Source organism: Variovorax sp. YR566, assembly GCF_051992195.1.
Classification (GTDB): domain Bacteria; phylum Pseudomonadota; class Gammaproteobacteria; order Burkholderiales; family Burkholderiaceae_C; genus Variovorax.
Map to the genome: position 1 here is coordinate 4,953,090 of NZ_CP197092.1, position 21,731 is coordinate 4,974,820.

21 protein-coding genes and 1 pseudogene are annotated in these 21,731 nt (G+C 66.3%); 11 read left to right on the forward strand and 11 right to left on the reverse strand.

The window, feature by feature from the left end; genetic code table 11:
- The first annotated feature begins 105 nt into the window (after positions 1–105).
- Together ACTG4X_RS23260 and ACTG4X_RS23265 are read left to right on the forward strand one after the other, a co-directional pair.
- Entirely contained in the window at positions 106–339 is a 234-nt protein-coding gene (locus ACTG4X_RS23260; protein ID WP_093051239.1) for a CsbD family protein, read from the forward strand.
- A gap of 48 nt (positions 340–387) precedes the next feature.
- Positions 388–795, forward strand: coding sequence for a hypothetical protein (locus ACTG4X_RS23265; RefSeq protein WP_093051242.1), 408 nt, complete (start codon positions 388–390; stop codon positions 793–795).
- Between the two features lie 33 nt (positions 796–828).
- On the opposite strand, the gene ACTG4X_RS23270 is transcribed toward ACTG4X_RS23265, so the two are convergent.
- Positions 829–1,275: an acyl-CoA thioesterase gene (locus ACTG4X_RS23270; protein WP_093077723.1), complete on the reverse strand. Its 447-nt coding sequence runs from the start codon at positions 1,273–1,275 to the stop codon at positions 829–831.
- A 229-nt stretch (positions 1,276–1,504) separates the two neighbouring features.
- On the opposite strand from ACTG4X_RS23270, the gene ACTG4X_RS23275 reads away from it, so the two are divergent.
- Positions 1,505–2,056 carry a phasin family protein gene (locus ACTG4X_RS23275; protein ID WP_093077725.1) on the forward strand — a complete coding sequence of 184 codons (552 nt, stop codon included), beginning with the start codon at positions 1,505–1,507 and terminating at the stop codon, positions 2,054–2,056.
- Between the two features lie 130 nt (positions 2,057–2,186).
- The gene (locus tag ACTG4X_RS23280) at positions 2,187–2,945 is read left to right on the forward strand and encodes a 3-hydroxyacyl-CoA dehydrogenase (RefSeq protein WP_093051251.1); all 759 of its coding nucleotides are present in this window, start codon (positions 2,187–2,189) and stop codon (positions 2,943–2,945) included.
- Here the strand turns inward: ACTG4X_RS23280 and ACTG4X_RS23285 are convergent.
- Positions 2,893–3,840, reverse strand: coding sequence for a YihY/virulence factor BrkB family protein (locus tag ACTG4X_RS23285; RefSeq protein ID WP_093051254.1), 948 nt, complete (start codon positions 3,838–3,840; stop codon positions 2,893–2,895). The genes ACTG4X_RS23280 and ACTG4X_RS23285 overlap by 53 nt on opposite strands.
- An 82-nt stretch (positions 3,841–3,922) precedes the next feature.
- Here ACTG4X_RS23285 and dnaG point away from each other — a divergent pair, with 82 nt between their 5' ends.
- On the forward strand, positions 3,923–5,947 hold the full coding sequence (gene dnaG / locus ACTG4X_RS23290) for a DNA primase (RefSeq protein WP_440531997.1): 2,025 nt from the start codon (positions 3,923–3,925) through the stop codon (positions 5,945–5,947).
- A gap of 123 nt (positions 5,948–6,070) precedes the next feature.
- On the opposite strand, the gene ACTG4X_RS23295 is transcribed toward dnaG, so the two are convergent.
- Positions 6,071–6,403, reverse strand: a complete 333-nt coding sequence (locus ACTG4X_RS23295) for a hypothetical protein (protein ID WP_256216812.1) — start codon at positions 6,401–6,403, stop codon at positions 6,071–6,073.
- Between ACTG4X_RS23295 and rpoD the strand changes: the two genes are divergently transcribed.
- From rpoD to ACTG4X_RS23310, 3 genes are all read left to right on the forward strand, one after another.
- Positions 6,396–8,582 (forward strand): RNA polymerase sigma factor RpoD, encoded by a 2,187-nt coding sequence (rpoD, locus tag ACTG4X_RS23300; RefSeq protein ID WP_256216814.1) that lies wholly within the window; start codon positions 6,396–6,398, stop codon positions 8,580–8,582. The two genes, ACTG4X_RS23295 and rpoD, sit on opposite strands and share 8 nt — an antisense overlap.
- Before the next feature lie 89 nt (positions 8,583–8,671).
- Positions 8,672–9,907 carry a multidrug effflux MFS transporter gene (locus tag ACTG4X_RS23305; protein WP_093051261.1) on the forward strand — a complete coding sequence of 412 codons (1,236 nt, stop codon included), beginning with the start codon at positions 8,672–8,674 and terminating at the stop codon, positions 9,905–9,907.
- A gap of 19 nt (positions 9,908–9,926) precedes the next feature.
- Positions 9,927–11,057 carry an HPP family protein gene (locus ACTG4X_RS23310; protein WP_440531998.1) on the forward strand — a complete coding sequence of 377 codons (1,131 nt, stop codon included), beginning with the start codon at positions 9,927–9,929 and terminating at the stop codon, positions 11,055–11,057.
- Positions 11,058–11,067: 10 nt separating this feature from the next.
- On the opposite strand, the gene ACTG4X_RS23315 is transcribed toward ACTG4X_RS23310, so the two are convergent.
- Genes ACTG4X_RS23315 through ACTG4X_RS23325 form a run of 3 tightly spaced genes read right to left on the reverse strand, consistent with a single transcriptional unit; the run spans position 11,068 to position 14,246 of the window.
- On the reverse strand, positions 11,068–12,054 hold the full coding sequence (locus ACTG4X_RS23315) for a tripartite tricarboxylate transporter substrate binding protein (RefSeq protein WP_440531999.1): 987 nt from the start codon (positions 12,052–12,054) through the stop codon (positions 11,068–11,070).
- A 39-nt stretch (positions 12,055–12,093) separates the two neighbouring features.
- Entirely contained in the window at positions 12,094–13,302 is a 1,209-nt protein-coding gene (locus ACTG4X_RS23320) for a CaiB/BaiF CoA transferase family protein (protein ID WP_093077733.1), read from the reverse strand.
- Positions 13,299–14,246, reverse strand: a complete 948-nt coding sequence (locus ACTG4X_RS23325) for a hydroxymethylglutaryl-CoA lyase (protein ID WP_093077735.1) — start codon at positions 14,244–14,246, stop codon at positions 13,299–13,301. Before ACTG4X_RS23325 ends, ACTG4X_RS23320 begins: the two co-directional genes overlap by 4 nt.
- A gap of 100 nt (positions 14,247–14,346) precedes the next feature.
- Between ACTG4X_RS23325 and ACTG4X_RS23330 the strand changes: the two genes are divergently transcribed.
- The 3 genes and pseudogenes from ACTG4X_RS23330 to ACTG4X_RS23340 all read left to right on the forward strand — a co-directional run bounded on the left by ACTG4X_RS23330 (position 14,347) and on the right by ACTG4X_RS23340 (position 16,940).
- Entirely contained in the window at positions 14,347–15,249 is a 903-nt protein-coding gene (locus ACTG4X_RS23330; protein WP_426389362.1) for a LysR family transcriptional regulator, read from the forward strand.
- 135 nt (positions 15,250–15,384) lie between these two features.
- Positions 15,385–16,278, forward strand: a pseudogene (locus ACTG4X_RS23335) (MBL fold metallo-hydrolase); the annotation flags it as partial.
- Entirely contained in the window at positions 16,272–16,940 is a 669-nt protein-coding gene (locus ACTG4X_RS23340) for a DsbA family protein (protein ID WP_093051283.1), read from the forward strand. The pseudogene ACTG4X_RS23335 and the gene ACTG4X_RS23340, both read left to right, overlap by 7 nt.
- On the opposite strand, the gene ACTG4X_RS23345 is transcribed toward ACTG4X_RS23340, so the two are convergent.
- From ACTG4X_RS23345 to ACTG4X_RS23365, 5 genes are all read right to left on the reverse strand, one after another.
- Positions 16,937–17,641, reverse strand: a complete 705-nt coding sequence (locus ACTG4X_RS23345) for an ABC transporter ATP-binding protein (RefSeq protein ID WP_258353906.1) — start codon at positions 17,639–17,641, stop codon at positions 16,937–16,939. The genes ACTG4X_RS23340 and ACTG4X_RS23345 overlap by 4 nt on opposite strands.
- Positions 17,634–18,395, reverse strand: a complete 762-nt coding sequence (locus ACTG4X_RS23350; protein ID WP_093051289.1) for an ABC transporter ATP-binding protein — start codon at positions 18,393–18,395, stop codon at positions 17,634–17,636. Before ACTG4X_RS23350 ends, ACTG4X_RS23345 begins: the two co-directional genes overlap by 8 nt.
- Entirely contained in the window at positions 18,392–19,390 is a 999-nt protein-coding gene (locus ACTG4X_RS23355; protein ID WP_093177023.1) for a branched-chain amino acid ABC transporter permease, read from the reverse strand. Before ACTG4X_RS23355 ends, ACTG4X_RS23350 begins: the two co-directional genes overlap by 4 nt.
- On the reverse strand, positions 19,390–20,262 hold the full coding sequence (locus ACTG4X_RS23360) for a branched-chain amino acid ABC transporter permease (protein ID WP_093051297.1): 873 nt from the start codon (positions 20,260–20,262) through the stop codon (positions 19,390–19,392). Before ACTG4X_RS23360 ends, ACTG4X_RS23355 begins: the two co-directional genes overlap by 1 nt.
- 216 nt (positions 20,263–20,478) lie before the next feature.
- Entirely contained in the window at positions 20,479–21,654 is a 1,176-nt protein-coding gene (locus ACTG4X_RS23365; protein ID WP_093051300.1) for an ABC transporter substrate-binding protein, read from the reverse strand.
- Positions 21,655–21,731: the final 77 nt, after the last annotated feature.

The following is a 21,731-nucleotide window of genomic DNA, read 5'->3' on the forward strand; positions in this document are numbered from 1 at the left end:
GGGCCTGAACAGCACGTCCTACCGGGAGGGTGAATCAGCCCCGCGACAGTGATTTCACGGCGGCGAACACAGCCCGTCGAATCAACTGTCTCAAAGGAGATTCGCATGAACAAGGACACCATCGAAGGCAACTGGAAACAGCTCAAGGGCAAGGTCAAGGAGCAATGGGGGAAGCTGACGGACGACGACTTCGACGTCATCGCCGGCAAGCGCGACCAGCTGCTCGGCCGCATCCAGGAACGCCACGGCATCAGCCGCGAGGAAGCCGAAAAGCAGGTCAAGGACTGGGAATCGCGCGACGGCCGCTCGCCGGACGCGCTCTGGTTCGAACGCTACTGAGCGCTGAGCGCCCCCTCGATTTCATCAACTCCCCGAAGGAAAACAACCATGAAAAAGCACCTCCTCATGCTGGCTCTCGCCTCCACCTGCTTCGTGGCCACGCAGGCCAGCGCCATGACCAAGGACGAATACAAGGTCGCCAAGGAAAAGATCGAGGCCGACTACAAGGTCGCCAAGGCCCAGTGCGACACGATGAAGGACAACGCCAAGGACGTCTGCCAGAAGGAAGCCAAGGGCAAGGAAGACGTTGCCAAGGCGGAGCTCGAGCAGCAGTACCAGCCGAGCGACAGCCACGCCCGCAACGTGGCTGAAGAGAAGGTGAAGGCCGCCTACGAAGTCGCGAAGGAAAAGTGCGACGACCAGAAGGGCGAAGCCAAGACCGCATGCGTGAAGCAGGCCAAGGCGGATGAAGCCCAAGGCAAGGCCGACATCAAGGCCATGAAGAAGGCCATGTAAGGTCTTCGCGGCGGGCGGCCTCGGTTGCTCAGGTCAGTTCCTGAGCGAATCGACCACCCGCTGCAGCGCCTCGGGCAGCGCCACCGGCCGCTGCGTGGCGCGGTCCACGTAGACGTGGACGAAGTGGCCTTGCGCCGCGGCGGTGTCTGCCCCCTCGGCGAACAACGCAATCTCGTATCGCACGCTCGATCGGCCCGCCTGGGCCACCCGGATGCCCGCTTCCACCGTCTGCGGGAACGCGATCGGCGCAAAGTAGTTGCACTGCGTCTCCACCACGAAGCCGATGACCTGGCCCTGGTGGATGTCGAGCGCGCCGCGCTCGATCAGCAAAGCATTCACCGCCGTATCGAACCAGCTGTAATAGACGACGTTGTTGACGTGGCCGTACATGTCGTTGTCGGCCCAGCGCGTCGGGATGCTGCGAAACGCGCGATAGCTGCTGCGCGCGTGCGGGGTGGGTTTGGTGGGGGCGCTGCTCATCGCGCGGCATTTTGCCAGCGGCCGTTGCCGTCGAAGGCGGCTTTGGACTTGAACGGGCCCGCCCGGCGGCCGAATTTAGAAGACGGCTTCTAAATTGCTGCAGAGCAGCAAAAACCCCTTGATCGCAAAACTCAGCTGCCTATACTTGAGGCCATGCTGCACCGCAACATAGACGGCGAGACAGCGCAACGTGAACCGACCACTCAATCATCCCTTCTGGAGATCCCAAATGGCCCTGACCGCTGACCAAATCCTCGCCGCCCAAAAAGCAAACCTCGAAACCCTGTTCGGCCTGACCACCAAGGCTTTCGAAGGCGTCGAGAAGCTCGTCGAACTGAACGTGACCGCTTCGAAGGCCGCCCTGGCCGAAGCCCAGAACACCGCCCAGGCTGCCCTGAGCGTCAAGGACGCACAAGAACTGCTGACGCTGCAAGCCAGCCTGTTCCAGCCCCTGGCTGAAAAGACCGCTGCCTACAGCCGTCACCTGTACGACATCGCCCAAGGCACCGGCGCCGAGTTCTCCAAGGCTTTCGAAGCCAAGGCTGCTGAAGCCCAGCAAGCCTTCGTCGGCCTGGTCGACAGCGCTTCCAAGAACGCCCCCGCCGGTTCGGAAACCGCCGTTGCCGTGCTGAAGAGCGCCGTGGCTGCCGCCAACAACGCTTTCGAATCGGTTCAAAAGGCCGTCAAGCAAGCGTCGGACGTCGCCGAAGCCAACTTCAACGCCGTGTCGACGCAAGCCGTTGCCGCCGCGAAGACCGCGACCGCTTCGCGCAAGCGCTAAGCCGCCGACCACCACCAGTTGTCTCCTTGGGTCCTCACGGATCCAATTCAGGGCCTCATCCTCGGATGAGGCCTTTTTTTTGGCCCGGCGAGGCGTCTTCGATAATGCCGGTCTCATCCAGGAGACTTCAATGCAGATCGATGGCAAGGTTTTTATCGTGACCGGTGGCGCTTCGGGCCTCGGCGAAGGCACGGCGCGCATGCTGGCCGCCAACGGCGCCAAGGTGGTGATCGCCGACATGCAGGCTGACAAGGGCGAAGCCGTTGCAAAGGAAATTGGCGGCGTGTTCGTCAAGTGCGACGTGAGCCAGGAAGCCGACGGCCAGGCGGCCGTGGCCGCCGCACTCAAGCTTGGCAAGCTGGTCGGCCTCGTCAACTGCGCTGGCATTGCGCCGGCCGAGAAGACGGTGGGCAAGAATGGCCCGCACGCGCTGGCCGTGTTCAGCAAGACCGTCACGGTCAACCTGATCGGCAGCTTCAACATGATCCGGCTCGCGGCCGACGCCATGGGCAAGAACGAGCCCGAAGCCACGGGCGAGCGCGGCGTGCTGATTTCCACCGCCTCTGTCGCAGCCTACGACGGGCAGATCGGCCAAGCGGCCTACAGCGCCTCGAAGGGGGGCGTGGTCGGCATGACGCTGCCCATCGCCCGCGACCTCGCGCGCAGCGGCATCCGCAACATGACCATCGCCCCCGGCATCTTCGGCACGCCCATGCTGTTCGGCATGCCTCAGGAAGTGCAGGACGCGCTGGCCGCCAGCGTGCCCTTCCCTTCCCGCCTGGGCACGCCCGAGGACTACGCCAAGCTCGCGAAGCACATCATCGAGAACGACATGCTCAACGGCGAGGTGATTCGCCTGGACGGAGCGATTCGATTGGCTCCCCGCTGACCTCGGAAGCCGGCGGCTTCGCGCTGCCGGTGCGGTCCAGGCGCTCGTAATTCGCGATCACCTGGGCCCCGAGCAGCACCAGCGTGGCGGCGATCTCCAGGCTCAGCAGCACCACGATGGCCGTGGTGAGCGAGCCATAGACCACGTTCACCTGCGACAAGGTCGAGAAGTACCAGATCAACACGCGCCGCGTGGCCTCCCACAGCAGCGCGGCCGTCACGCCGCCCAGCAGCGCATGGCGCAGCGACATGCGCCCGGCCGGCATCACGAGGTAGAGCGAGGTCAGCATGAAGATCTCGCCGCCCAGTCCCAGCAGGTACAGCAGCAGCCCCGAAACGCCCGACAGCGACCAGCTGCGCCCCAGCAGGTCGACGCTTTCCCGCCCCACCAGCTGCAACGCGCCCGACACCAGCGTAACCAGCAGCAGCCCCACGCACAGGCACAGGATGTAGATGTAGGGCATGGCCACCGATACCAGGAAGTGGCGCTTGTGGTCGGCCTTGCGGTGGTGAAAGATCACCGCCATGGCGCTTTCGAGCACGCTGAAGGCCAGCGAGCTGAAGAAAAGCATCGTCACCAGCAGCACCGGCCCCAGCACGTCGCGATGGTCCAGGAAGCTCGACAGTTCGGCCACGATGGCTTTCGACTGCCCCGGCAGCAGCCAGCCCAGGTACTGTCCGATGGTGCGCAGCAGTTCGGCCTGCTCGATGACGTGCGACAGCGCGATCACGCTCACGATCAGTAGCGGCACGATGGAAAGCAGCGCGTAGTACGCCACCGCCCCTGCGAGCAGCAGCCCCTGGTTGGCGCGAAATTCCTTGAGCGCATCCCAGGCGAATCTCAGGGGGTGGCGCAGCAGCGGCGCGATGTGTTGCAGGGGTTTGGGCGTCGTCATGCATGGATTCCGGTCGCTTTCAGTATGCCGTCCGGCCGCCAGCCTTCGTCCGCTTGCGTATGATTTGCCGCTCTTCGCCTACATGACCATCCCCGCTTCATTCATCCAGGAACTCATCGCGCGCGCCGATGTGGTCGAGATCGTCGGCCGTTATGTGCAGCTCAAGAAGGCCGGCGCCAATTTCATGGGGCTGTGCCCGTTCCACGGCGAGAAATCGCCCTCTTTCTCCGTCAGCCCGACCAAGCAGTTCTATCACTGCTTCGGCTGCGGGGTGCATGGCAACGCCATCGGCTTTCTGATGGAGCATGCGGGCATGGGCTTTGTCGAGGCGGTGCACGACCTGGCCGGCCAGTACGGCCTGCAGGTGCCCGAGGACGACGCCTCCCCCGCCGAGCGCGCCCGCGCCGCCAGCCAGCGCCAGAAGCAGGCCACGCTGACCGACGTACTCGAAAAAGCCGGCGACGCCTACCGCAAGCACCTGCGGCAGGCGCCCGGCGCCATCGAATATCTGAAGGGCCGCGGCGTCTCGGGCGAGGTGGCCAAGCAGTTCGGCATCGGCTATGCGCCGGCCGGCTGGCGCGCGCTGGCCAGCGTCTTCCCCGACTACGACGACCCGCTGCTCGCCGAGAGCGGACTGGTGATCGTCAACAACGAGGAAGGCAAGCTCAGCGACGAAGAAGCCAAGCGCTACGACCGCTTCCGCGACCGCGTGATGTTCCCGATCCGCAACGTGAAGGGCGAATGCATCGGCTTCGGCGGGCGCGTGCTGGGCGACGAGAAGCCCAAGTACCTGAACTCGCCCGAAACGCCGGTGTTCAGCAAGGGCCGCGAGCTCTACGGCCTTTATGAAGCCCGCGCCGCCTTCCGCGACCGCGGCTATGCGCTCGTCACCGAGGGCTACATGGACGTGGTCGCGCTGGCCCAGCTCGGTTTTCCGAATGCGGTGGCCACGCTCGGCACGGCCTGCACCACGGAGCACGTGCAGAAGCTCTTCCGCTTCACCGAATCGGTGGTGTTCAGCTTCGACGGCGACGCCGCCGGCCGCCGCGCCGCACGCAAGGCGCTCGACGGTGCCCTGCCCTACGCCACCGACGTGCGCAGCATCAAGTTTCTGTTCCTGCCGGCCGAGCACGACCCCGACAGCTTCATCCGCGAGCACGGCGCCGAGGCCTTCGCCCGCTTCGTCAACGAGGCCACGCCGCTGTCGCGCTTCATGCTCGAAGCCGCCCGCGAAGGCTGCGACCTGACCACCGCCGAGGGCCGCGCCCACATGACGAGCAACGTGCGCCCGCTCTGGAGCGCCATGCCCGACGGTGCCCTCAAGCGACAGCTGCTGAGCGAGATCGCGACGCTGGTGCAGCTCGACGCGCCGGCGCTGTCGGAACTCTGGGCCTCCACGCCGGGCCCGCGCAAGGCCGGCGGCGCACCCGCGCCGCAGCGCCAAGGCGAGCCCTCCAGCTACGGCGGCAGTGGTGGCGGTGACGACTACTACCCGGACATGCCCCCGCCGCAGGACTTTGAACCGCCGCGCTATGAAAGCGATAGCAAGCCCAAGTTCCAGCCGCGCAAGTTCGTCAAGGGCAAGCGCTGGGGCGGCAAGTTCGAGGAACCCATCGAGCCCCTGCGCGGACGCGGTGCCCCGCCCAGCCGCCCGGATGTGGCGGTGCGGCTGCTGCTGTCGAACATGGCGCAATGGGAAGCCCTGTCGCACGAGCTCCACGTGATGCTGTGCGACCTGCCCGGCTCGCACGGCGCGCTCTTCACCTGGCTCGACAGCCAGCTGCACGAGCACGGCGTCCAGCCCTGGGCGGCCCTGCGCGAAGGCATGCGCGGACTCGACTTCGAGCCGCTGGCCGAGCGGCTGATGTCCGTCTCCGAGGCCGGTCCGGTGCCCGAGGGCGAGGAGGCGCAGCATCTGGCCGACGCCGCCCGCGAACTCTCCAGCGTGCTCGATTTCATGCTCGACGACCTTCTCAAGGCCCAGCAGAGCGAGGCCATCGCCGCCGTGGGAAAAGACCCGAAAGCCCTGGAACGCTACAAGGCGCTGGAAACCCGCCGACTCGAATTGCGCGCCCGTCTGCGCGCCTCGGGTTCAGAAACTGCTTGAAATTTGCGCAACACGCTATAATGTAGGGCTTCGCAACTGGCGAAATTAGGCAAGAGCGACAGCAGCACCTCCGGGCCGACCCCTAGCGCAACGCACTCCAACGGTAAATTCCGGCGGAAAGGGTCAATAACCGCAAGGACTGCATACCAAATGTTCGCCCGACATCTTGCCTGTTGAGGAATTAATTCCTCTTTCCCATTTGTTTTTAGTCCGTGCCTGTGCACGGGCTGTGGTGGCGCTGTCCGCGTGACGGTGCGCCTGTGATCCCGCTTGTTCTTTCTTGCCGTAACGAGGTCGTATGCCCAGTTCAAAGAAGCCTGCTCCTTCACTTGCCAAAAGCGTCGCCACCAAGCCCGCAGCAGAAAAACCGTTGAAAGCCGGCGCGAAGCCGGCAACCAAGACGGCCGCCGCCGCATCCAAATCGGCAGCCGCAACGAAAGTGAAAACCGTGCCCACGAAATCGACCTCTCTCGACGATCCCAAAAAAGCAGCCGCCCCCGCAGCCAAGAAAGTCGGCCGCCCGCCCAAGGCCGCCGGCGCCGCCACGCCCGCCACCGGCGCCAAGCGCGGCCGCAAGCCCAAGGCTGACAAGGAAGCCCCCGAGAGCGACGTCGACCTGTCGGACATCGAGGACGACCTGGCCGGCGACGAGCCCGCGGTTGCGACGACCACCGAAGAGAAGGTCAAGCCGCTGCGCATGAAGATCAGCAAGGCGAAGGAACGCGCCTTGATGAAGGAGTTCGGCCTCGACGAGACCGTGCTCTCCGAAGAAGACCTGGCCAAGCGCCGCTCGCGCCTGAAGACCCTGATCACGCTGGGCAAGACCCGCGGCTACCTCACGCACGGCGAAATCTCCGACCACTTGCCCGACAAGCTGGTCGACGCCGAGACCATGGAAGTCGTGGTCACCATGCTCAACGACATGGGCGTGGCGGTGTACGAGCAGACGCCCGACGCCGAAACCCTGCTGCTGAACAATACGGCGCCCACCGCCACCACGGTGGAAGAAGCCGAGGAAGAAGCCGAAGCCGCGCTCTCCACGGTGGACAGCGAATTCGGCCGCACCACCGACCCGGTCCGCATGTACATGCGCGAAATGGGCACGGTCGAGCTGCTGACGCGCGAAGGCGAAATCGAAATCGCCAAGCGCATCGAAGGCGGCCTGATGGCCATGATGGAAGCCATTTCGGCCTCCCCCGCCACCATCGCCGCGATCCTCGAAATGGCCGCAACGATCCGTGAAGGCAAGGTCGTCATCTCGACCATCGTCGACGGCTTCTCGAACCCCAACGAGGCCGACGACTACGTGGCCGAAGAAGACTTCGACGAGTTCGACGAGGAAGACGACGACGACGGCAAGGGCGGCTCCAAGGCCCTGACCAAGAAGCTCGAGGAACTCAAGCGTGAAGCCCTCGATCGCTTCGACCGCATCGCCAGCATGTTCGAGAAGATCCACAAGATCTACGAGAAGGAAGGCTACGGCACGCCGGCGTACGTCAAGGCCCAGCAGGCCGTGTCCGACGAGCTGATGACCATCCGCTTCACCGCCAAGACCATCGAGAAGCTGTGCGACCTGGTGCGCACGCAGGTGGACGACGTTCGCAAGAAGGAACGCGAACTGCGCCGCATCATCGTGGACAAGTGCGGCTTCCCGCAGGACGAGTTCATCCGCGACTTCAGCGGCTACGACAAGAACGGCAACCGCATCGCCTCCAACCTGCTCAACCTGAAGTGGGTCGAGAAGCAGGCCGCCGCCGGCAAGCCCTGGAGCACGGTGCTCGCGCGCAACATCCCGCCAGTGCAGGAGTTGCAGCAGAAGCTCGCCGACATCCAGTCGCGCGTGGTGGTGCCGCTGTCCGAGCTGAAGGACATCAACAAGCGCATGAACGAAGGCGAATCGTCTTCGCGCGATGCCAAGAAGGAAATGATCGAGGCCAACCTGCGCCTCGTGATCTCCATCGCCAAGAAGTACACCAACCGCGGCCTGCAGTTCCTCGATCTGATCCAGGAAGGCAACATCGGCCTGATGAAGGCGGTCGACAAGTTCGAATACCGTCGCGGCTACAAATTCTCGACGTACGCCACGTGGTGGATCCGCCAGGCCATCACCCGCTCGATCGCCGACCAGGCGCGCACCATCCGCATCCCGGTGCACATGATCGAGACGATCAACAAGATGAACCGCATTTCGCGCCAGCACTTGCAGGAGTTCGGCTTCGAGCCCGACGCCGGCATCCTGGCCGCGAAGATGGAGATTCCGGAAGACAAGATCCGCAAGATCATGAAGATCGCGAAGGAGCCGATCTCGATGGAAACCCCCATCGGCGACGACGACGATTCGCACCTGGGCGACTTCATCGAGGACAGCAGCAACACGGCTCCTATCGAAGCCGCGATGCAGGCCGGCCTGCGCGACGTGGTCAAGGACATCCTCGACAGCCTCACGCCGCGCGAAGCCAAGGTGCTGCGCATGCGCTTCGGCATCGAAATGAGCACGGACCACACGCTGGAAGAAGTCGGCAAGCAGTTCGACGTGACCCGCGAGCGCATCCGCCAGATCGAGGCGAAGGCACTGCGCAAGCTCAAGCATCCGTCGCGTTCGGACAAGCTGCGCAGCTTTATTGATACGCTCTAAGCCGGTCTCCCGGTATTTCCCGACGAGGAGGCGCCCGCAAGGGCGCTTTCTTTTTTGGCCTTCGCGATAAAAAGAACGGAGCAAACCTCATGAATCCCGATGCAGACAAACTCTGGCAGGCCCCGCGCTGGGCGCTTGCCGTGCTGCTCGCGGTGCTCGGCATGCTCGGGCCCTTTTCCATCGACACCTACATTCCGGCCTTCTCGGGCATCGCGCAGTCCATCGGCGCGACGCCGGCCGAGATGCAGCAGACGCTTTCGGCCTACCTGTTCGGCTTCGCGTTCATGAACCTGTTCCACGGCGCGCTGTCGGACAGCTTCGGCCGCCGCCCCGTGGTGCTGTGGGGCCTGGCCGTGTTCACGCTCGCCTCGCTGGGCTGCGCGCTCTCGCAGAACATCACGCAGCTGGTGCTGTTCCGCGGGCTGCAGGGCCTTTCGACCGGCGCGGGCATCGTGGTCTCGCGCGCGGTGATCCGCGACATGTTCCCGCCCGCCGAGGCGCAGCGGGTCATGAGCCAGGTCACGATCTACTTCGGCGTGGCGCCGGCCATCGCGCCCATCGTGGGCGGCTTCCTGTTCGTGCACGCGGGCTGGCACGCGGTGTTCTGGTTCCTGGTGGCGGTGGGCGTGGTGCTGTTCACTGCCAACTACAAGCTGCTGCCCGAGACGCTGCACAAGGACCACCGCCAGCCCTTCCAGGTGCGGCACCTGATGCGCGGCTACTGGGACCTGTGCTCCGACCCGCGCTTCCTGCTGCTGGCCTTTGCGAGCGGCGTGCCCTTCAACGGCATGTTCCTCTACGTGCTGGCCGCGCCCGCATTCCTAGGCGACCACCTTGCGCTGCAGCCGCAGCAGTTCTTCTGGTTCTTCCTGCTGACCATCGGCGGCATCATGCTCGGCGCGCGTGCCAGCGGCCGCATGGCCGGCAAGGTCGCGCCCAAGCGGCAGATCCGCGACGGCTTCGTCATCATGCTGGCCACCTCGGTGGTCAACGTGGTGGCCAACACTTTCTTCCAGGCACACGTGGCCTGGGCGCTGTGGCCGCTGGCGGTGTTCGCCTTCGGCTGGGCGCTGATGGTGCCGGTGGTCACGCTGCTGGTGCTCGACCTGCACCCCGAGCGCCGCGGCATGGCCTCTTCGCTGCAGGCCGTGATCGGCTCCACCGCCAACGGCATCGTGGCCGGCGCGGTGGCGCCGCTGGTGATGCATTCGACGCTCGCGCTGGCGCTGACCTCCATGGGCATGCTCGCCATCGGCCTTGTCGCCTGGGTGTGGCTGCATGACCGCTGGCCCGAGATCGGGCGCATGGTGGCGCACGAAGGCTGACAGCAGGAACGAGGCTCCGATGCGCTTCGAAACATTCCTGACTTACGCGCGCGCCTGGCTGCCAGGCCGCACCACCGTCGATGCCCGCGAGCGCCTGCGCGCGGTGGCGGGTGCGGGCCTCGGCCTGCTGGTCACGGCACTGCTGTGCCGGTGGATGGCCGGCCCGCTCGCCGCCTCCGTCTGGCTGATCGCGCCGCTGGGCGCCAGCGCCGTGCTGGTGTTTGCTGTGCCGGCCAGTCCGCTGGCGCAGCCGTGGTCGGTCATCGGCGGCAACACGCTGTCGGCGGTGGTCGGCATTGCGGCCGCCAACTGGATTCCCGACCCGGCGCTGGGCGCCGCCGTTGCAGTGGCTGCTGCCATCGGCCTGATGTTCAGCGCACGCTGCCTGCACCCGCCGGGTGGTGCCGCGGCCCTGCTCGCGGTGCTGACGCACACCACGCATTTCTCGTCCGCCCTCTTCCCCTTCTTCACCAACTCGCTGCTGCTGGTGCTGGCCGGCGTGGCCTACAACTCGCTGACCGGGCGGCGCTATCCGCATGTGCAGGTGGTGGCGCGCCCGCCTGCGTCCGATGCGCGCTTCAGCCAGGCCGACATCGACGCCGTGCTGGCCCGCTACAACCAGGTGCTGGACATCAGCCGCGACGACCTCCAATCGCTGATCCAGCAGACCGAGCTCGAGTCATACAAGCGGCGCCTGGGCACGCTGCACTGCGCCGACATCATGTCGCGCACGCCGGTCTCGGTGGAGTTCGGCACGCCGCTGCAGGAAGCGTGGGCGCTGATGCACGAGCGCCGCATCAAGGCCCTGCCCATCACCGACCGCACGCGCCGCGTGGTCGGCATCGTCACGCAGGCCGACTTCTTCCGCCAGCTCGACCTGCAGCATCACGAGGGCATCGCCGGCAAGCTGCGCGACCTGATCCGCGCCACGCGCACCGTGATATCGAACAAGCCCGAGGTGGTCGGCCAGATCATGACGCGGCAGGTGCGCGTAGCCAGCGCCGACCGGCCCGTGGTCGACCTGGTGCCGCTGTTCTCCGAGGGCGGGCACCACCACATCCCGATCATCGATGGCGAGAAGCGCCTCGCGGGGATGATCACGCAGTCGGACTTCGTGCGCGCCCTCTATCGCGCTGTGGGGCCGGCGTAAGAGCCGCTCCTCACTCAAGCACCACGTTCGCCTTCTTCACCAGCGCCGCATAGCGCGCGGCCTCGCTGCGAAAGTAACCCGCGGCCTGCTCCGGTGTCGTGGGCTTGATGACGTTGCCCTGCTTGTCCATCGCATCGCGCACTTCGGCGCTGGTGAATGCAGCGGCCACCGCGTCGTGCACGCGCTGGACATCGGCCGCCTGCATCTTCGGCGGCCCGATCACCGCGAACCAGCCTTCGACCGCGTAGTTCGGCAGCCCCTGCTCCGCGATGGTCGGGATGTCCGGCGCGGCTGGCGAACGCGTCGCGCCGCACAGGCCGATGGCGCGCAGCGCACCGCTCTTGATGTGCTGCTGCACGGCCGGCAGCGCGACCACGCCCATCTCGACCTGCCCCGCGATCATGTCGGTCACCATCGGCCCGGTGCCCTTGTAGGGAATGTGCCGCGCCTTCACGCCGGCCTCGTCCATGAACATCTCGCCGGCCAGGTGAATGATGGTGCCGTTGCCCGACGAGGCGTAGTTGTAGCCCTCGGGCTTCGCGCGCAGCAGCGCGACCAGTTCCTTCACGTTCTTCGCGGGCAGCTTCGGGTTCACCACCAGTACCAGCGGCGTCGCGCCCACCACGCTGATCGGCGTGACATCGTTGATCGCGTCGAAGGGCATCTTCTTGAACACCGCCGGGTTGATGACGTGGTTGTTCGACACCATGCCCAGCGTGAGCCCGTCGGGCGCGGCCTTGACGATGGCCGCGGCGCCGGTGATGCCGCCCGCGCCCGGCAGGTTCTCGATCACCACCGGCTGGCCGAAGGCCTTGCCGAGCGCGACCGATGCAGCGCGCACGATGGTGTCGACGCCTGAACCCGCGCTGATCGGCAGGATGAAGCGGATGGGTTTGTCGGAGCCCTGCGCAAGCGCGGGGCATGCGGCCACGGCGGCGGCGCACGCGCCGAGGCCGAGCACCGCACGGCGGCTCATCGAGGGAAGCGTCTGGGTCATGGTTTTGTCTCTCTTTATGTTCTTGAAAAGTCACTCTGCTCAGGCTACGGCCGATTCGGCGTGCAGCGCATCGACCTGCTCACGCGCGTAGCCCAGTTCGGCCAGCAGCTCGCGCGTGTGCTCGCCCAGCGTCGGCGGATGCAGCCGCACACCGAGGCGCTCACCGCCGAGCGTGATCGGGAACAGCGTCGTCTGCGCCATTTCTCCGGCACGCTCACCGTCCGGCAGGCGAATGTCGGCCAGGCCGCCGGTGGCTTTCAGGTGCGGGTCGTCGTAGAGGTCTTCGGGCCGCGTGATCGGCGCGAACGGCAGCCCGCTGGCCTCGAAGATCGCCGACAACTCCGCCGCCGAGCGGCCTGCCAGGCGCTCACGCAAGTCGGCCAGCAGCGTGGGCCGCAGGCGCACGCGGTCGTTGTTGGTGCGCAGGGCGGGGTCGGCCTTCAGGTCGTCGAAACCCAGCGCGTCGCAGAAGGTCTTCCACTGCGCGTCGCTCACGGCGGCCAGGAATATCTGCTCGCCGTTCTTCACGGTGAACACGTCGTACAGCGCCCAGGCCGAGATGCGATCGGGCATCGGCGCAGCGGCCTGCCCGGTGATCGCGTACTGCAGCATGTGCTGCCCGACCAGGAACACGTTGTTCTCGAACAATGCCGACTGCACCTCCTGCCCCTTGCCGGTCTCGGCGCGCTGCATCAGCGCGGCGATCGCGCCAATGGCGCCGAACATGCCGCCCATGATGTCGTTGACGCTGGTGCCCGCGCGCAGCGGATCACCGGGGCGGCCGGTCATGTAGGCCAGCCCGCCCATCATCTGCACCACCTCGTCGAGCGCAGTGCGGTGCTCATAAGGGCCGGGCAAGAAGCCCGTGTGGTTGACGTACACGAGGCGCGGGTTGAGCTTGCCGAGCGCGGCGTAGCCCAGGCCGTACTTGTCCATGGTGCCGGGCTTGAAGTTCTGCGCCACCACGTCGGCCGTGGCGCACAGGCGCAGCGCGGCTTCCAGCCCCTGCGGGTGCCGCAGGTCGAGCGCGATGCTCTTCTTGTTGCGGTTGAACATGGGGAAGAAGCCCGCGCCCGCGCCCAGCAGGTGTCGCGTGCGGTCGCCATCGATGGGCTCGACCTTGATGACCTCCGCGCCCAGGTCCGCGAGCACCATGCCGCAGGTGGGGCCCATGACCATGTGGGTGAACTCGACCACACGGATGCCGGTGAGCGGCAGGCGCTTTTCTCCGGTCTTTGCCGCGCTCATGCCGTGACTCCCGCCGTCGCAGCAAAGGTCTTCGGAAAGCCCGCGCGCCACACCGTGCCCTGCAAGGTTTCGCCTTCGAGCCAGCTCGCCACGCGTCGGCGCAGGTCGAGCAGCTTCGGCAGATCGACGCCGGTCGCGACGCCCATGCTCTCGAGCATGAAGACAAGGTCTTCGGTGTCGACATTGCCGCTGGCGCCGGGCGCGTGCGGGCAGCCGCCGATGCCGGCCAGGCAGGCGTCGAAACGTGTGATGCCGACCTCCAGCGCGGCATACGCATTCGCGAGCCCCATGCCGCGCGTGTCGTGGAAATGCCCGCACCACAACCTGTCGCCCGCAATGCGCAAGGCGCGCTCGAACAGGCTGCGCACCATCGCCGGATCGGCATAGCCCACTGTGTCGGCGAGGCTCACGCGGTCAGCGCCCGCATCGAGCAGCGCCTGCATCAGCCGCAGCACTTCGTCGGGCTCGACATGGCCTTGCAGCGTGCAGCCGAAGGCCGTGCCTACACCGCCGTCAATCAGCGTCTTGGAGCCCGCCGCATCGCGCGCCGCGCGCATGCGCCCGACCTCGGCCACCACCTCGTCGGGCGTCTTGCGCAGGTTGGCAAGGCTGTGCGCGTGACTGGCCGAAAGCGGCACGACCATCAGGTCGGCCTCGCCCGCAATGGCGCGTTCGGCGCCCTTGAGGTTGGGCACGAGCACCGAGGCAAAGAGCCCCGGCAGCGTCTTCGCGTACGCCAGCAATTCAGCGGTGTCGGCCAATTGCGGCAGCAGGTGCGCCGGCACGAACGAGCCGACTTCGATCTCGCGCTGCCCGGCGGCGTGCGCGTCGCGGATCCATTCGAGCTTGCGTTCCGTGGGCAATACACGGGCGATGCTCTGGAGGCCATCGCGCAGGCCCACTTCGCGGACGACCGCGCGCGGCGGCAGGAAGGCGTGAATCAAGACTTTGTCTCCGTCGTGAGGGTACGGAGTCGATGTTAGAAGTTCCGATTTGATCCAGAAGGTATATTTTGGAAGCCATCTGATTCCAGAACGGAACATCATGAGAGACCTCGACCTGACCACCCTGCGCCTGTTCGTCGCCGTCTGCGAAACGCGCAGCATCGCGCGCGCCGGCGAACAGGCCAGCATCGTCGGCTCGGCCATCAGCAAGCGGCTGGCCCAGCTCGAAGAAGCCGTCGGCACACCGCTGCTGCTGCGCAAGCGCCGCGGCGTGCTGCCCACGCCGGCCGGCGAAACCCTGCTGGAGCACGCCCGCGCCATGCTCGGCAGCGTGAATCGCATCGAGCGCGACATGGCCGCCTACGCCGGCGGCGCGCGCGGGCACGTGCGCATCCTGGCCTCGGCCTCGGTCATGGCCGAGTCGCTGGCCGAGGACGTGGCCGACTTTCTGCAAGACCCGGCCCACCGCAACATCCGCGTCGACATGGAAGAGCGCGTGAGCCCCGAGATCGTGCGCGGCATTCGCGAGGGCAGCGCCTCCATCGGCCTGTGCTGGGACGCGGCCGACCTCGAAGGCCTGGAGCGGCGCGACTACCGCACCGACCACCTCGCCATCGTCGCGCATCCCTCGCACCCGGTGGCGAAGCACGAGCACGTGCGCTTCGAGCAGGTGCTCGACCATGAATTCGTCGGCATGCCCGCGCTCAGCGCGGTGCAACTGATGCTGGCGCGCGAGGCTGCAGTGGCAGGCAAACCGCTGGTTTACCGCGTGCTGGTGTCCAACTTCGATGCGGCGCTGCGCGTGGTGCGCGCCGGGCTGGCGATCAGCGTGGTGCCTGCGGAGGTCGCGCGGCCCTTCACCGATGCCTTCGGCCTTTGCCTGATGCCGCTGACCGATGCATGGGCGCGGCGGCGTTTTGCAATCTGCTTCCGCAGTGAGGCGGCGCTATCGCCGTCCGCGCAATTGCTGGTCGCGCACCTGGAGCGGCGCGCCACGGATTGACGGCCAAGCACCCAATTCGACCGGAATCCGAAACTATTCATTGCCCTGGAGCAGGTTTTTATTTCGATTCGCGCAACCTACATTCGAAAGGTCAGAGCTGTCACTCCTTCACACCGCACACAGAAAGACCACCGCATGTTCCGCAGAGCCCTCCTCTCCGCCGCCGCCCTCGCCACCACCCTGAGCCTTGTTCCGCTCGCCGCGCAGGCCGCCCAGCCGCTCAAGCTCGACGTCTACAACCCCGGCACGAAGTCGATGTTTCCGGTCTCCTCGGAAATCGTCACCGGCCAGACCGAAGCCGTGCTGATCGACGCGCAGTTCCAGCGCAACGACGCCGAGGCGTTGGTGCAGAAGATCAAGGCCACGGGCAAGAAGCTCACCACGGTCTACATCAGCCACAGCGACCCCGATTACTACTTCGGCCTCGACGTGATCCAGGCCGCCTTCCCCGACGCGAAGATCGTCGCCACGCCCCAGACCGTGGCTGCCATCCAGGCCTCGAAGGACGGCAAGCTCGCGCACTGGGGACCGATCCTGAAGGACAACGCGCCCAAGGCGCTGGTCGTGCCCGAAGCACTGGCCGGCGACAGCCTCACGCTCGAAGGTCGCAAGATCCAGGTCGTCGGCCTCGACGGCCCGACGCCCGAGCGCAGCTTCGCGTGGATTCCCTCGCTGAAGGCGGTGGTCGGCGGCATTCCGGTGTCGGCCAACATCCACGTGTGGGTGGCGGACACGCAAACGCCCGAATCGCGCCGCGACTGGATCAAGACGCTGGGCCGCATCGAAGCCCTGCACCCCAAGACCGTGGTGCCCGGCCACTACCTGCCGAATGCCGACGGCAGCGCGCCCTACTCGCTCGCCTCGGTGAAATTCACGCGAAGCTACCTTCAGGCCTTCGAGACCGAAGCCGCCAAGGCCAAGGACTCGGCTGCCCTGATCGCCGCAATGAAGAAGCGCTACCCGAAGCTGGAAGACGCCTCGTCGCTGGAACTCGGCGCCAAGGTCATCAAGGGAGAAATGAAATGGCCGCAATGAACGAAGGCGCGAATGAAGGCGCCACGCTCCACTACATCTTCGACCCGCTGTGCGGCTGGTGCTATGCCGCCGCGCCGCTGGTCGACGCGGCGCGCAGCGTGCCCGGCCTGAAGGTCGAGTTCCACGGCGGCGGCATGATGACCGGCGCCAACCGCCGCTCGATCACGCCGCAGTGGCGCGAGTACGTGATGCCGCACGACCGGCGCATCGCGGAACTCACGGGCCAGCCCTTCGGTGAGGGCTACTTCGAGGGACTGCTGCGCGACACCGGCGCGACGATGGACTCCGAGCCGCCGACCACCGCCATCCTCGCGGCAGAGTCGCTGCGGGCGGGCGGCGGGCTGGACATGATCCATCGCCTGCAGCGGGCGCACTACGTCGAAGGCCAGCGCATCGCCGATGAGCAGGTGCTGAAGGCGATCGCCGCCGAACTCGGCTTCGACGCCGAAGCCTTCGCGTCGGCCTTCGAGCGCCTGTCAGGCGAATCGACCGCACGGCACTTCGCCGAAAGCCGCCAGTTCCTGCAGCGCGCTGGCGGCCAGGGCTTTCCGACCTTCGTGCTGACGCAGCCCGATGGCCGCGCCAGCCGCATCGACATCGGCCCATGGCTCGGCCGCGCGGAAGACTGGAAGGCGCGCCTGGCGGAACTCGTCTAGCGCGCGACGCCCAACAGGCGGTCGAGCACTTCAGGCTGCGTGCGCAATGTCGCGGCCTTGTCGGTATGCACGATGGTCCCGTGGTCCAGCACCACCGCTTCGTCGGAAATCGCGAGGATGGCCTGCGGATGCTGCTCCACGATGATCGCGGCCAGCCCCTCGTCCTGCGTAATTCGGCGGATGGCACGCAGCAGCTCTTCCACGATGATCGGCGCGAGGCCTTCGAGCGGCTCGTCGAGCAGCAGCAGCTTCGGGTTCAGCACCAGCGCACGGCCCACGGCCAGCATCTGCTGCTCGCCGCCCGAGAGCTGCGTGCCCAGGTTCGTCTTGCGCTCGGCAAGGCGCGGGAACATTTCGTAGACCCGTTGCGGGTTCCACTTGCCCGGCCGCTCCACCGCGGTGAGGTTCTCGTGCACCGTCAGCGACTTGAAGATGTTGCGCTCTTGCGGCACCCAGCCGATGCCGGCCGCCGCGCGCTGATGCGGCGCAAGCTTGTGCAGCGCCTGGCCGCCCAGCGTGATGCTGCCGCCGTGCTGGCGCGTTGCGCCCGCGAGCGTGTTGATCAGCGTGGTCTTGCCCGTGCCGTTGCGGCCCAGCAGCGCCAGCGTCTGGCCTTCGCCGAGCGCGAACGCCACGTCGTGCAGCACCACGGCCTCGCCGTAGCCGGCGCTCAGGTTTTCTATTCGCAGCAGCTCAGACATGGGCGCTCTCCCCGTGGCCCAGATAGACCTCTTTCACCTTCGGATCGTTGGCGATGGTTTCGGGGTCGCCCTCGGTCAGCAGCGTGCCGTTGACCAGCACCGTCATGCGGTCGGCAAAGCTGAACACCAGGTCCATGTCGTGCTCGATCAGCAGCACCGACACGTCGGCGGGCAACGCGGCCACGGTCTGCAGCAGTTCTTCGCGCTCGCCGGCGGGCACACCCGCCACGGGCTCGTCGAGCAGCAGCACGCGCGGCTCGCAGGCCAGCGCAATCGCAATCTCCAACAGGCGGCGCTTGCCATAGGCCAGGTGCTTCACCTGCTGCTGCGCCACATCGCCCAGGTGGAACTGTTCGAGCAGTTGCCCCGCACGCTCGGCAATCGCCTTGCTGGCGCCGAGCGGCCGCCACCATTGCGCGCCGATGCCCTGGTGTTGCGACACGACCAGCGCCAGCGTTTCGAGCGGCGTCATCGAGTCGAACAGCTGGTTGATCTGGAAGGTGCGCACCAGTCCGCGCGCCACGCGCTTGTGCGGCGCGAGCGTGGTGATGTCTTCGCCCAGCAGCGTGATGCGGCCTTCGGTGGGCGTGAGCACGCCCGTCAGCTGGTTGATCAGCGTGGTCTTGCCCGCTCCATTGGGGCCGATCAGCGCGTGGCGTGCACCGCGCTTGAGTTCCATCGTCACGTTGTTGGTGGCCGTGATGCCGCCGAAGCGCATCACGAGGCCGTGGGTCGAAAGCACGGTGTCGGTCATGCCGCACCGCCCTTCTTCTTGCCGCCCAAGCCGAACCATGTCCACGGCTTCAGCAGGCGGTCGCGCCCCACCAGCACCAGCAGCACCAGGATCAGGCCGATCCAGAACATCCAGTACTGCGGCGTCACGGCCGACAGCCAAGTCTGCAGCAGCTTGAACACGATAGCACCCGCCACGCCGCCATAGAGCCAGCCCACGCCGCCGATGACCAGCATCAGCAGCACGTCGGCCGAACGGTCGAAGGCCAGCACGTCGAGCGAGGCGAAGCCGGTGGTCTGCGCCAGCAGCGCGCCCGCGGCGCCGGCGATGCCCGCCGCCACGGTGTAGATCACCACGAGCCGCGACACGACCGGAACGCCGATCGCCATGGCACGCAGCCGGTTGTCGCGGATGGCCTTGAGCGTGGCGCCGAACGGCGAATGCACGAGCCGGCGCATCACGAGGAACAGCACCAGCATCACGGCCAGCGAATACCAGGCGGCCGTGCGGCCGTACAGATCGAACTCGAACAGGCCGAGCACCGGCCCCATCACCACGCCCTGCAGGCCGTCGGCGCCGCCGGTGAGCCAGTCGAGCTTGTTGGCGAGTTCGAGCAGCAGCAGCGCGGTACCGAGCGTGACCATCAGCCGCGTGAGGTCGCTGCCGCGCAAGATCGTCACGCTCGCCACGAGGCCCAGCAATGCCGACAGCACGGTCGCGATCACCAGCCCCACGGTCGGGTCCGGCATCACGAGCTTGGCGAACAACGCCGCCGCATACGCGCCGAAGCCGAAGAAGGCGGCATGGCCCAGCGACACGATGCCGGTGTAGCCAAGAATCAGGTCGAGCGACATCGCGAACAGCGCGACGATGGCGATCTCGTTGACCAGCAGCGAGTGCGAGGGCATGACGAGCGGCAGCGCGAAGGCCACTGCCCAGGCCACGAATTCGAGCGGGTGCCAGCGTGCCTTGCGCAGCAGGGCCGACTGAAACTCGGTGGTGGAAGGCGCACTCATCAACGGCCTCCCTTGCGCGTGAACAGGCCCTGGGGCCGCCACATCAGGATCATGATCATCAGCAGGTAGACGGTGAATGCACCCATCTTCGGAATGAAATACTTGCCGGCCACGTCGGCAATGCCCAGCAGCAGCGCCGCCGCGAGCGGCCCGGTGATCGACGAGGTGCCGCCGACCGACACCACGATCAGGAAATAGATCATGTACTTCAGCGGGAATGTCGGGTCGAGGCCGAGGATCTCCGCACCCAGCGCACCGCCCAACCCCGCGAGCCCGGAGCCCACGGCGAAGGTCAGCAGAAACACGATATTCACGTTGATGCCCAGGCCCGACGCCACGCGCGGGTCGTCAACCGCGGCGCGCAGCCGGCTGCCGAAGCGGGTCTTCGAGAGGATGAGCTGCAGCACCACCGTGAGCACAGCGCACACGCCGATGATGAAGAGCCGGTAGTGCCCCATGCCCAGCAGCAACGCGCCGTCGCCGATCTCGGTGCGCCCGCGCAGCCATTCGGGCAATTGCACGTTCTGCTGCGAAGAGCCCACGAAGTAGTCGATGGCCGCCACCGCCATGAAGGCGAGGCCGATGGAAAAAAGCACCTGGTCGAGATGCGGCTTGCCGTACATCGGCCGGTAGAGCGTGCGTTCGAGCAAGGCCCCGGCCAGCGCGACGACGATGAATGCGAGCGGCAGGCAGGCCAGGAAGGGCACGCCCAACTTCTGCATCGCGAACACCGTGAGGTAGCCGCCCGCCATGGCGAAAGCACCGTGCGCGAGGTTGATGAAGTTCATCAGGCCGAGCGTCACTGCGAGGCCTACCGCCAACACGAAGAGCAGCATGCCGTAGGCGATGCCGTCGAAAAGAATGGTCAGCATGTCGTGTTTTTTACGAAGCTATTTCTGGGGCTGTTCGTTTCGTTCGGGGTGCGTGCTTATGCCGGCCGATCAACGACTGCTCTGAAAGATCACGCCGATGGGGTGCCTTGCGCAGCGAAATAAAGGAGGAGGCCGAAGGCCGGGGGACATTCGCGGAGCAAGGTGCCCCGTCGGCGTGATCGCGCCCCGAACAACAACGTCCCCCAGAGACAAGCCTCACTTTGCCTTGCCCGGATCCTTCACACCCTTGATCACGTCGAACTCGACGTTGTAGAGCTGCCCGTCCTTCTTCTCGACCTTGCGCAGGTACACGTCCTGCACGATGTCGCGCGTCTGCGCATCGATCAGCACCGGGCCGCGCGGGCTCTCGAAGACCTGGCCCTTCATGGCGGCCAGCAGCGCTTCGCCGCCGCCCTGCCCCTTGGTGGTCTTGAGCGCTTCGTAGATCACGCGCATGCCGTCATAGCCGCCCACGGCCATGAAGTTGGGACGCATCTTGGGGTTGGCCTTCTCGAAGGCTTCGACGAACTTCTTGTTCATGGCCGAGGGGTGCGCGGCCGAGTAGTGGTGCGAGGTAACCACGCCCAGCGCGCCGTCGCCCATGTCGTTGAGCTGGTCGTCATCCGTCACGTCGCCGGTGGCGATCATCTTGATGCCGGCCTTGTCCATGCCGCGTTCGAGGAACTGCTTCATCACCGCCGCGCCCGCGCCCGAGGGCACGAAGACGAACAGCGCGTCGGGCTTCACGTCGCGCACCTTCTGCAGGAACGGCGCGAAGTCGGGGTTGCGCAGCGGCACGCGCAGCTTGTCGAGCACCTTGCCGCCGTTGAGCTGGAAGCGCTCGCTGAAGAACTTCTCGGCGTCGTTGCCCGGGCCGTAGTCGGCCACCAGCGTGACGACCGTCTTCACGCCGTTCTTAGGCGCCCAGTCGCCCATGGCCACCGACACCTGCGGCAGCGTGAAGCTCGAACGGATGATGTAGGGCGAAGCCTCGGTGATGCTCGACGTGGCCGCGGCCATCACCACTTCGGGCGTCTTCGACTGCGTGGCAATCGGCGCCACGGCCAGCGCCAGCGGTGTGAGGCCGAAGCCGGCCAGCACGTTGACCTTGTCGTTCACCACCAGCTCCTGCGCGAGGCGCTTGGTCACGTCGGGCAGGCCGGTGTCGTCCTTGACGATCAGCTCTACCTTCTTGCCGGCCACGGTATCGCCGTTCTGGGCCATGTACAGGCGCGCCGCGGCTTCGATCTGGCGGCCGGTGGAGGCCGACTGGCCGGTCATCGGAAGGATCAGGCCGATCTTGAACTTGTTGGCGTCCTGGGCACTGGCCAGCGACATTGAAAGCGCAAGTGCCGAGAGGGCGGCGGTCTGGATGAGATGGCGTCTTTGCATGTTTTTTCCTTTGAGGGGCGGAACGCGAACCGGGGCTATTTTCAACACTTTGCAACATCCGGCGGAGCAGGCAATCA

Excerpts from the sequence above, each read along its gene's own strand:
- ACTG4X_RS23260 (WP_093051239.1), top strand. The coding sequence starts at position 106 with ATGAACAAGGACACCATCGAAGGCAACTGGAAACAGCTCAAGGGCAAG.
- ACTG4X_RS23265 (WP_093051242.1), top strand. The coding sequence starts at position 388 with ATGAAAAAGCACCTCCTCATGCTGGCTCTCGCCTCCACCTGCTTCGTG.
- ACTG4X_RS23270 (WP_093077723.1), bottom strand. The coding sequence starts at position 1,275 with ATGAGCAGCGCCCCCACCAAACCCACCCCGCACGCGCGCAGCAGCTAT.
- ACTG4X_RS23275 (WP_093077725.1), top strand. The coding sequence starts at position 1,505 with ATGGCCCTGACCGCTGACCAAATCCTCGCCGCCCAAAAAGCAAACCTC.
- ACTG4X_RS23280 (WP_093051251.1), top strand. The coding sequence starts at position 2,187 with ATGCAGATCGATGGCAAGGTTTTTATCGTGACCGGTGGCGCTTCGGGC.
- ACTG4X_RS23285 (WP_093051254.1), bottom strand. The coding sequence starts at position 3,840 with ATGACGACGCCCAAACCCCTGCAACACATCGCGCCGCTGCTGCGCCAC.
- dnaG (WP_440531997.1), top strand. The coding sequence starts at position 3,923 with ATGACCATCCCCGCTTCATTCATCCAGGAACTCATCGCGCGCGCCGAT.
- ACTG4X_RS23305 (WP_093051261.1), top strand. The coding sequence starts at position 8,672 with ATGAATCCCGATGCAGACAAACTCTGGCAGGCCCCGCGCTGGGCGCTT.
- ACTG4X_RS23310 (WP_440531998.1), top strand. The coding sequence starts at position 9,927 with ATGCGCTTCGAAACATTCCTGACTTACGCGCGCGCCTGGCTGCCAGGC.
- ACTG4X_RS23315 (WP_440531999.1), bottom strand. The coding sequence starts at position 12,054 with ATGACCCAGACGCTTCCCTCGATGAGCCGCCGTGCGGTGCTCGGCCTC.
- ACTG4X_RS23320 (WP_093077733.1), bottom strand. The coding sequence starts at position 13,302 with ATGAGCGCGGCAAAGACCGGAGAAAAGCGCCTGCCGCTCACCGGCATC.
- ACTG4X_RS23330 (WP_426389362.1), top strand. The coding sequence starts at position 14,347 with ATGAGAGACCTCGACCTGACCACCCTGCGCCTGTTCGTCGCCGTCTGC.
- ACTG4X_RS23340 (WP_093051283.1), top strand. The coding sequence starts at position 16,272 with ATGGCCGCAATGAACGAAGGCGCGAATGAAGGCGCCACGCTCCACTAC.
- ACTG4X_RS23345 (WP_258353906.1), bottom strand. The coding sequence starts at position 17,641 with ATGTCTGAGCTGCTGCGAATAGAAAACCTGAGCGCCGGCTACGGCGAG.
- ACTG4X_RS23350 (WP_093051289.1), bottom strand. The coding sequence starts at position 18,395 with ATGACCGACACCGTGCTTTCGACCCACGGCCTCGTGATGCGCTTCGGC.
- ACTG4X_RS23355 (WP_093177023.1), bottom strand. The coding sequence starts at position 19,390 with ATGAGTGCGCCTTCCACCACCGAGTTTCAGTCGGCCCTGCTGCGCAAG.
- ACTG4X_RS23360 (WP_093051297.1), bottom strand. The coding sequence starts at position 20,262 with ATGCTGACCATTCTTTTCGACGGCATCGCCTACGGCATGCTGCTCTTC.
- ACTG4X_RS23365 (WP_093051300.1), bottom strand. The coding sequence starts at position 21,654 with ATGCAAAGACGCCATCTCATCCAGACCGCCGCCCTCTCGGCACTTGCG.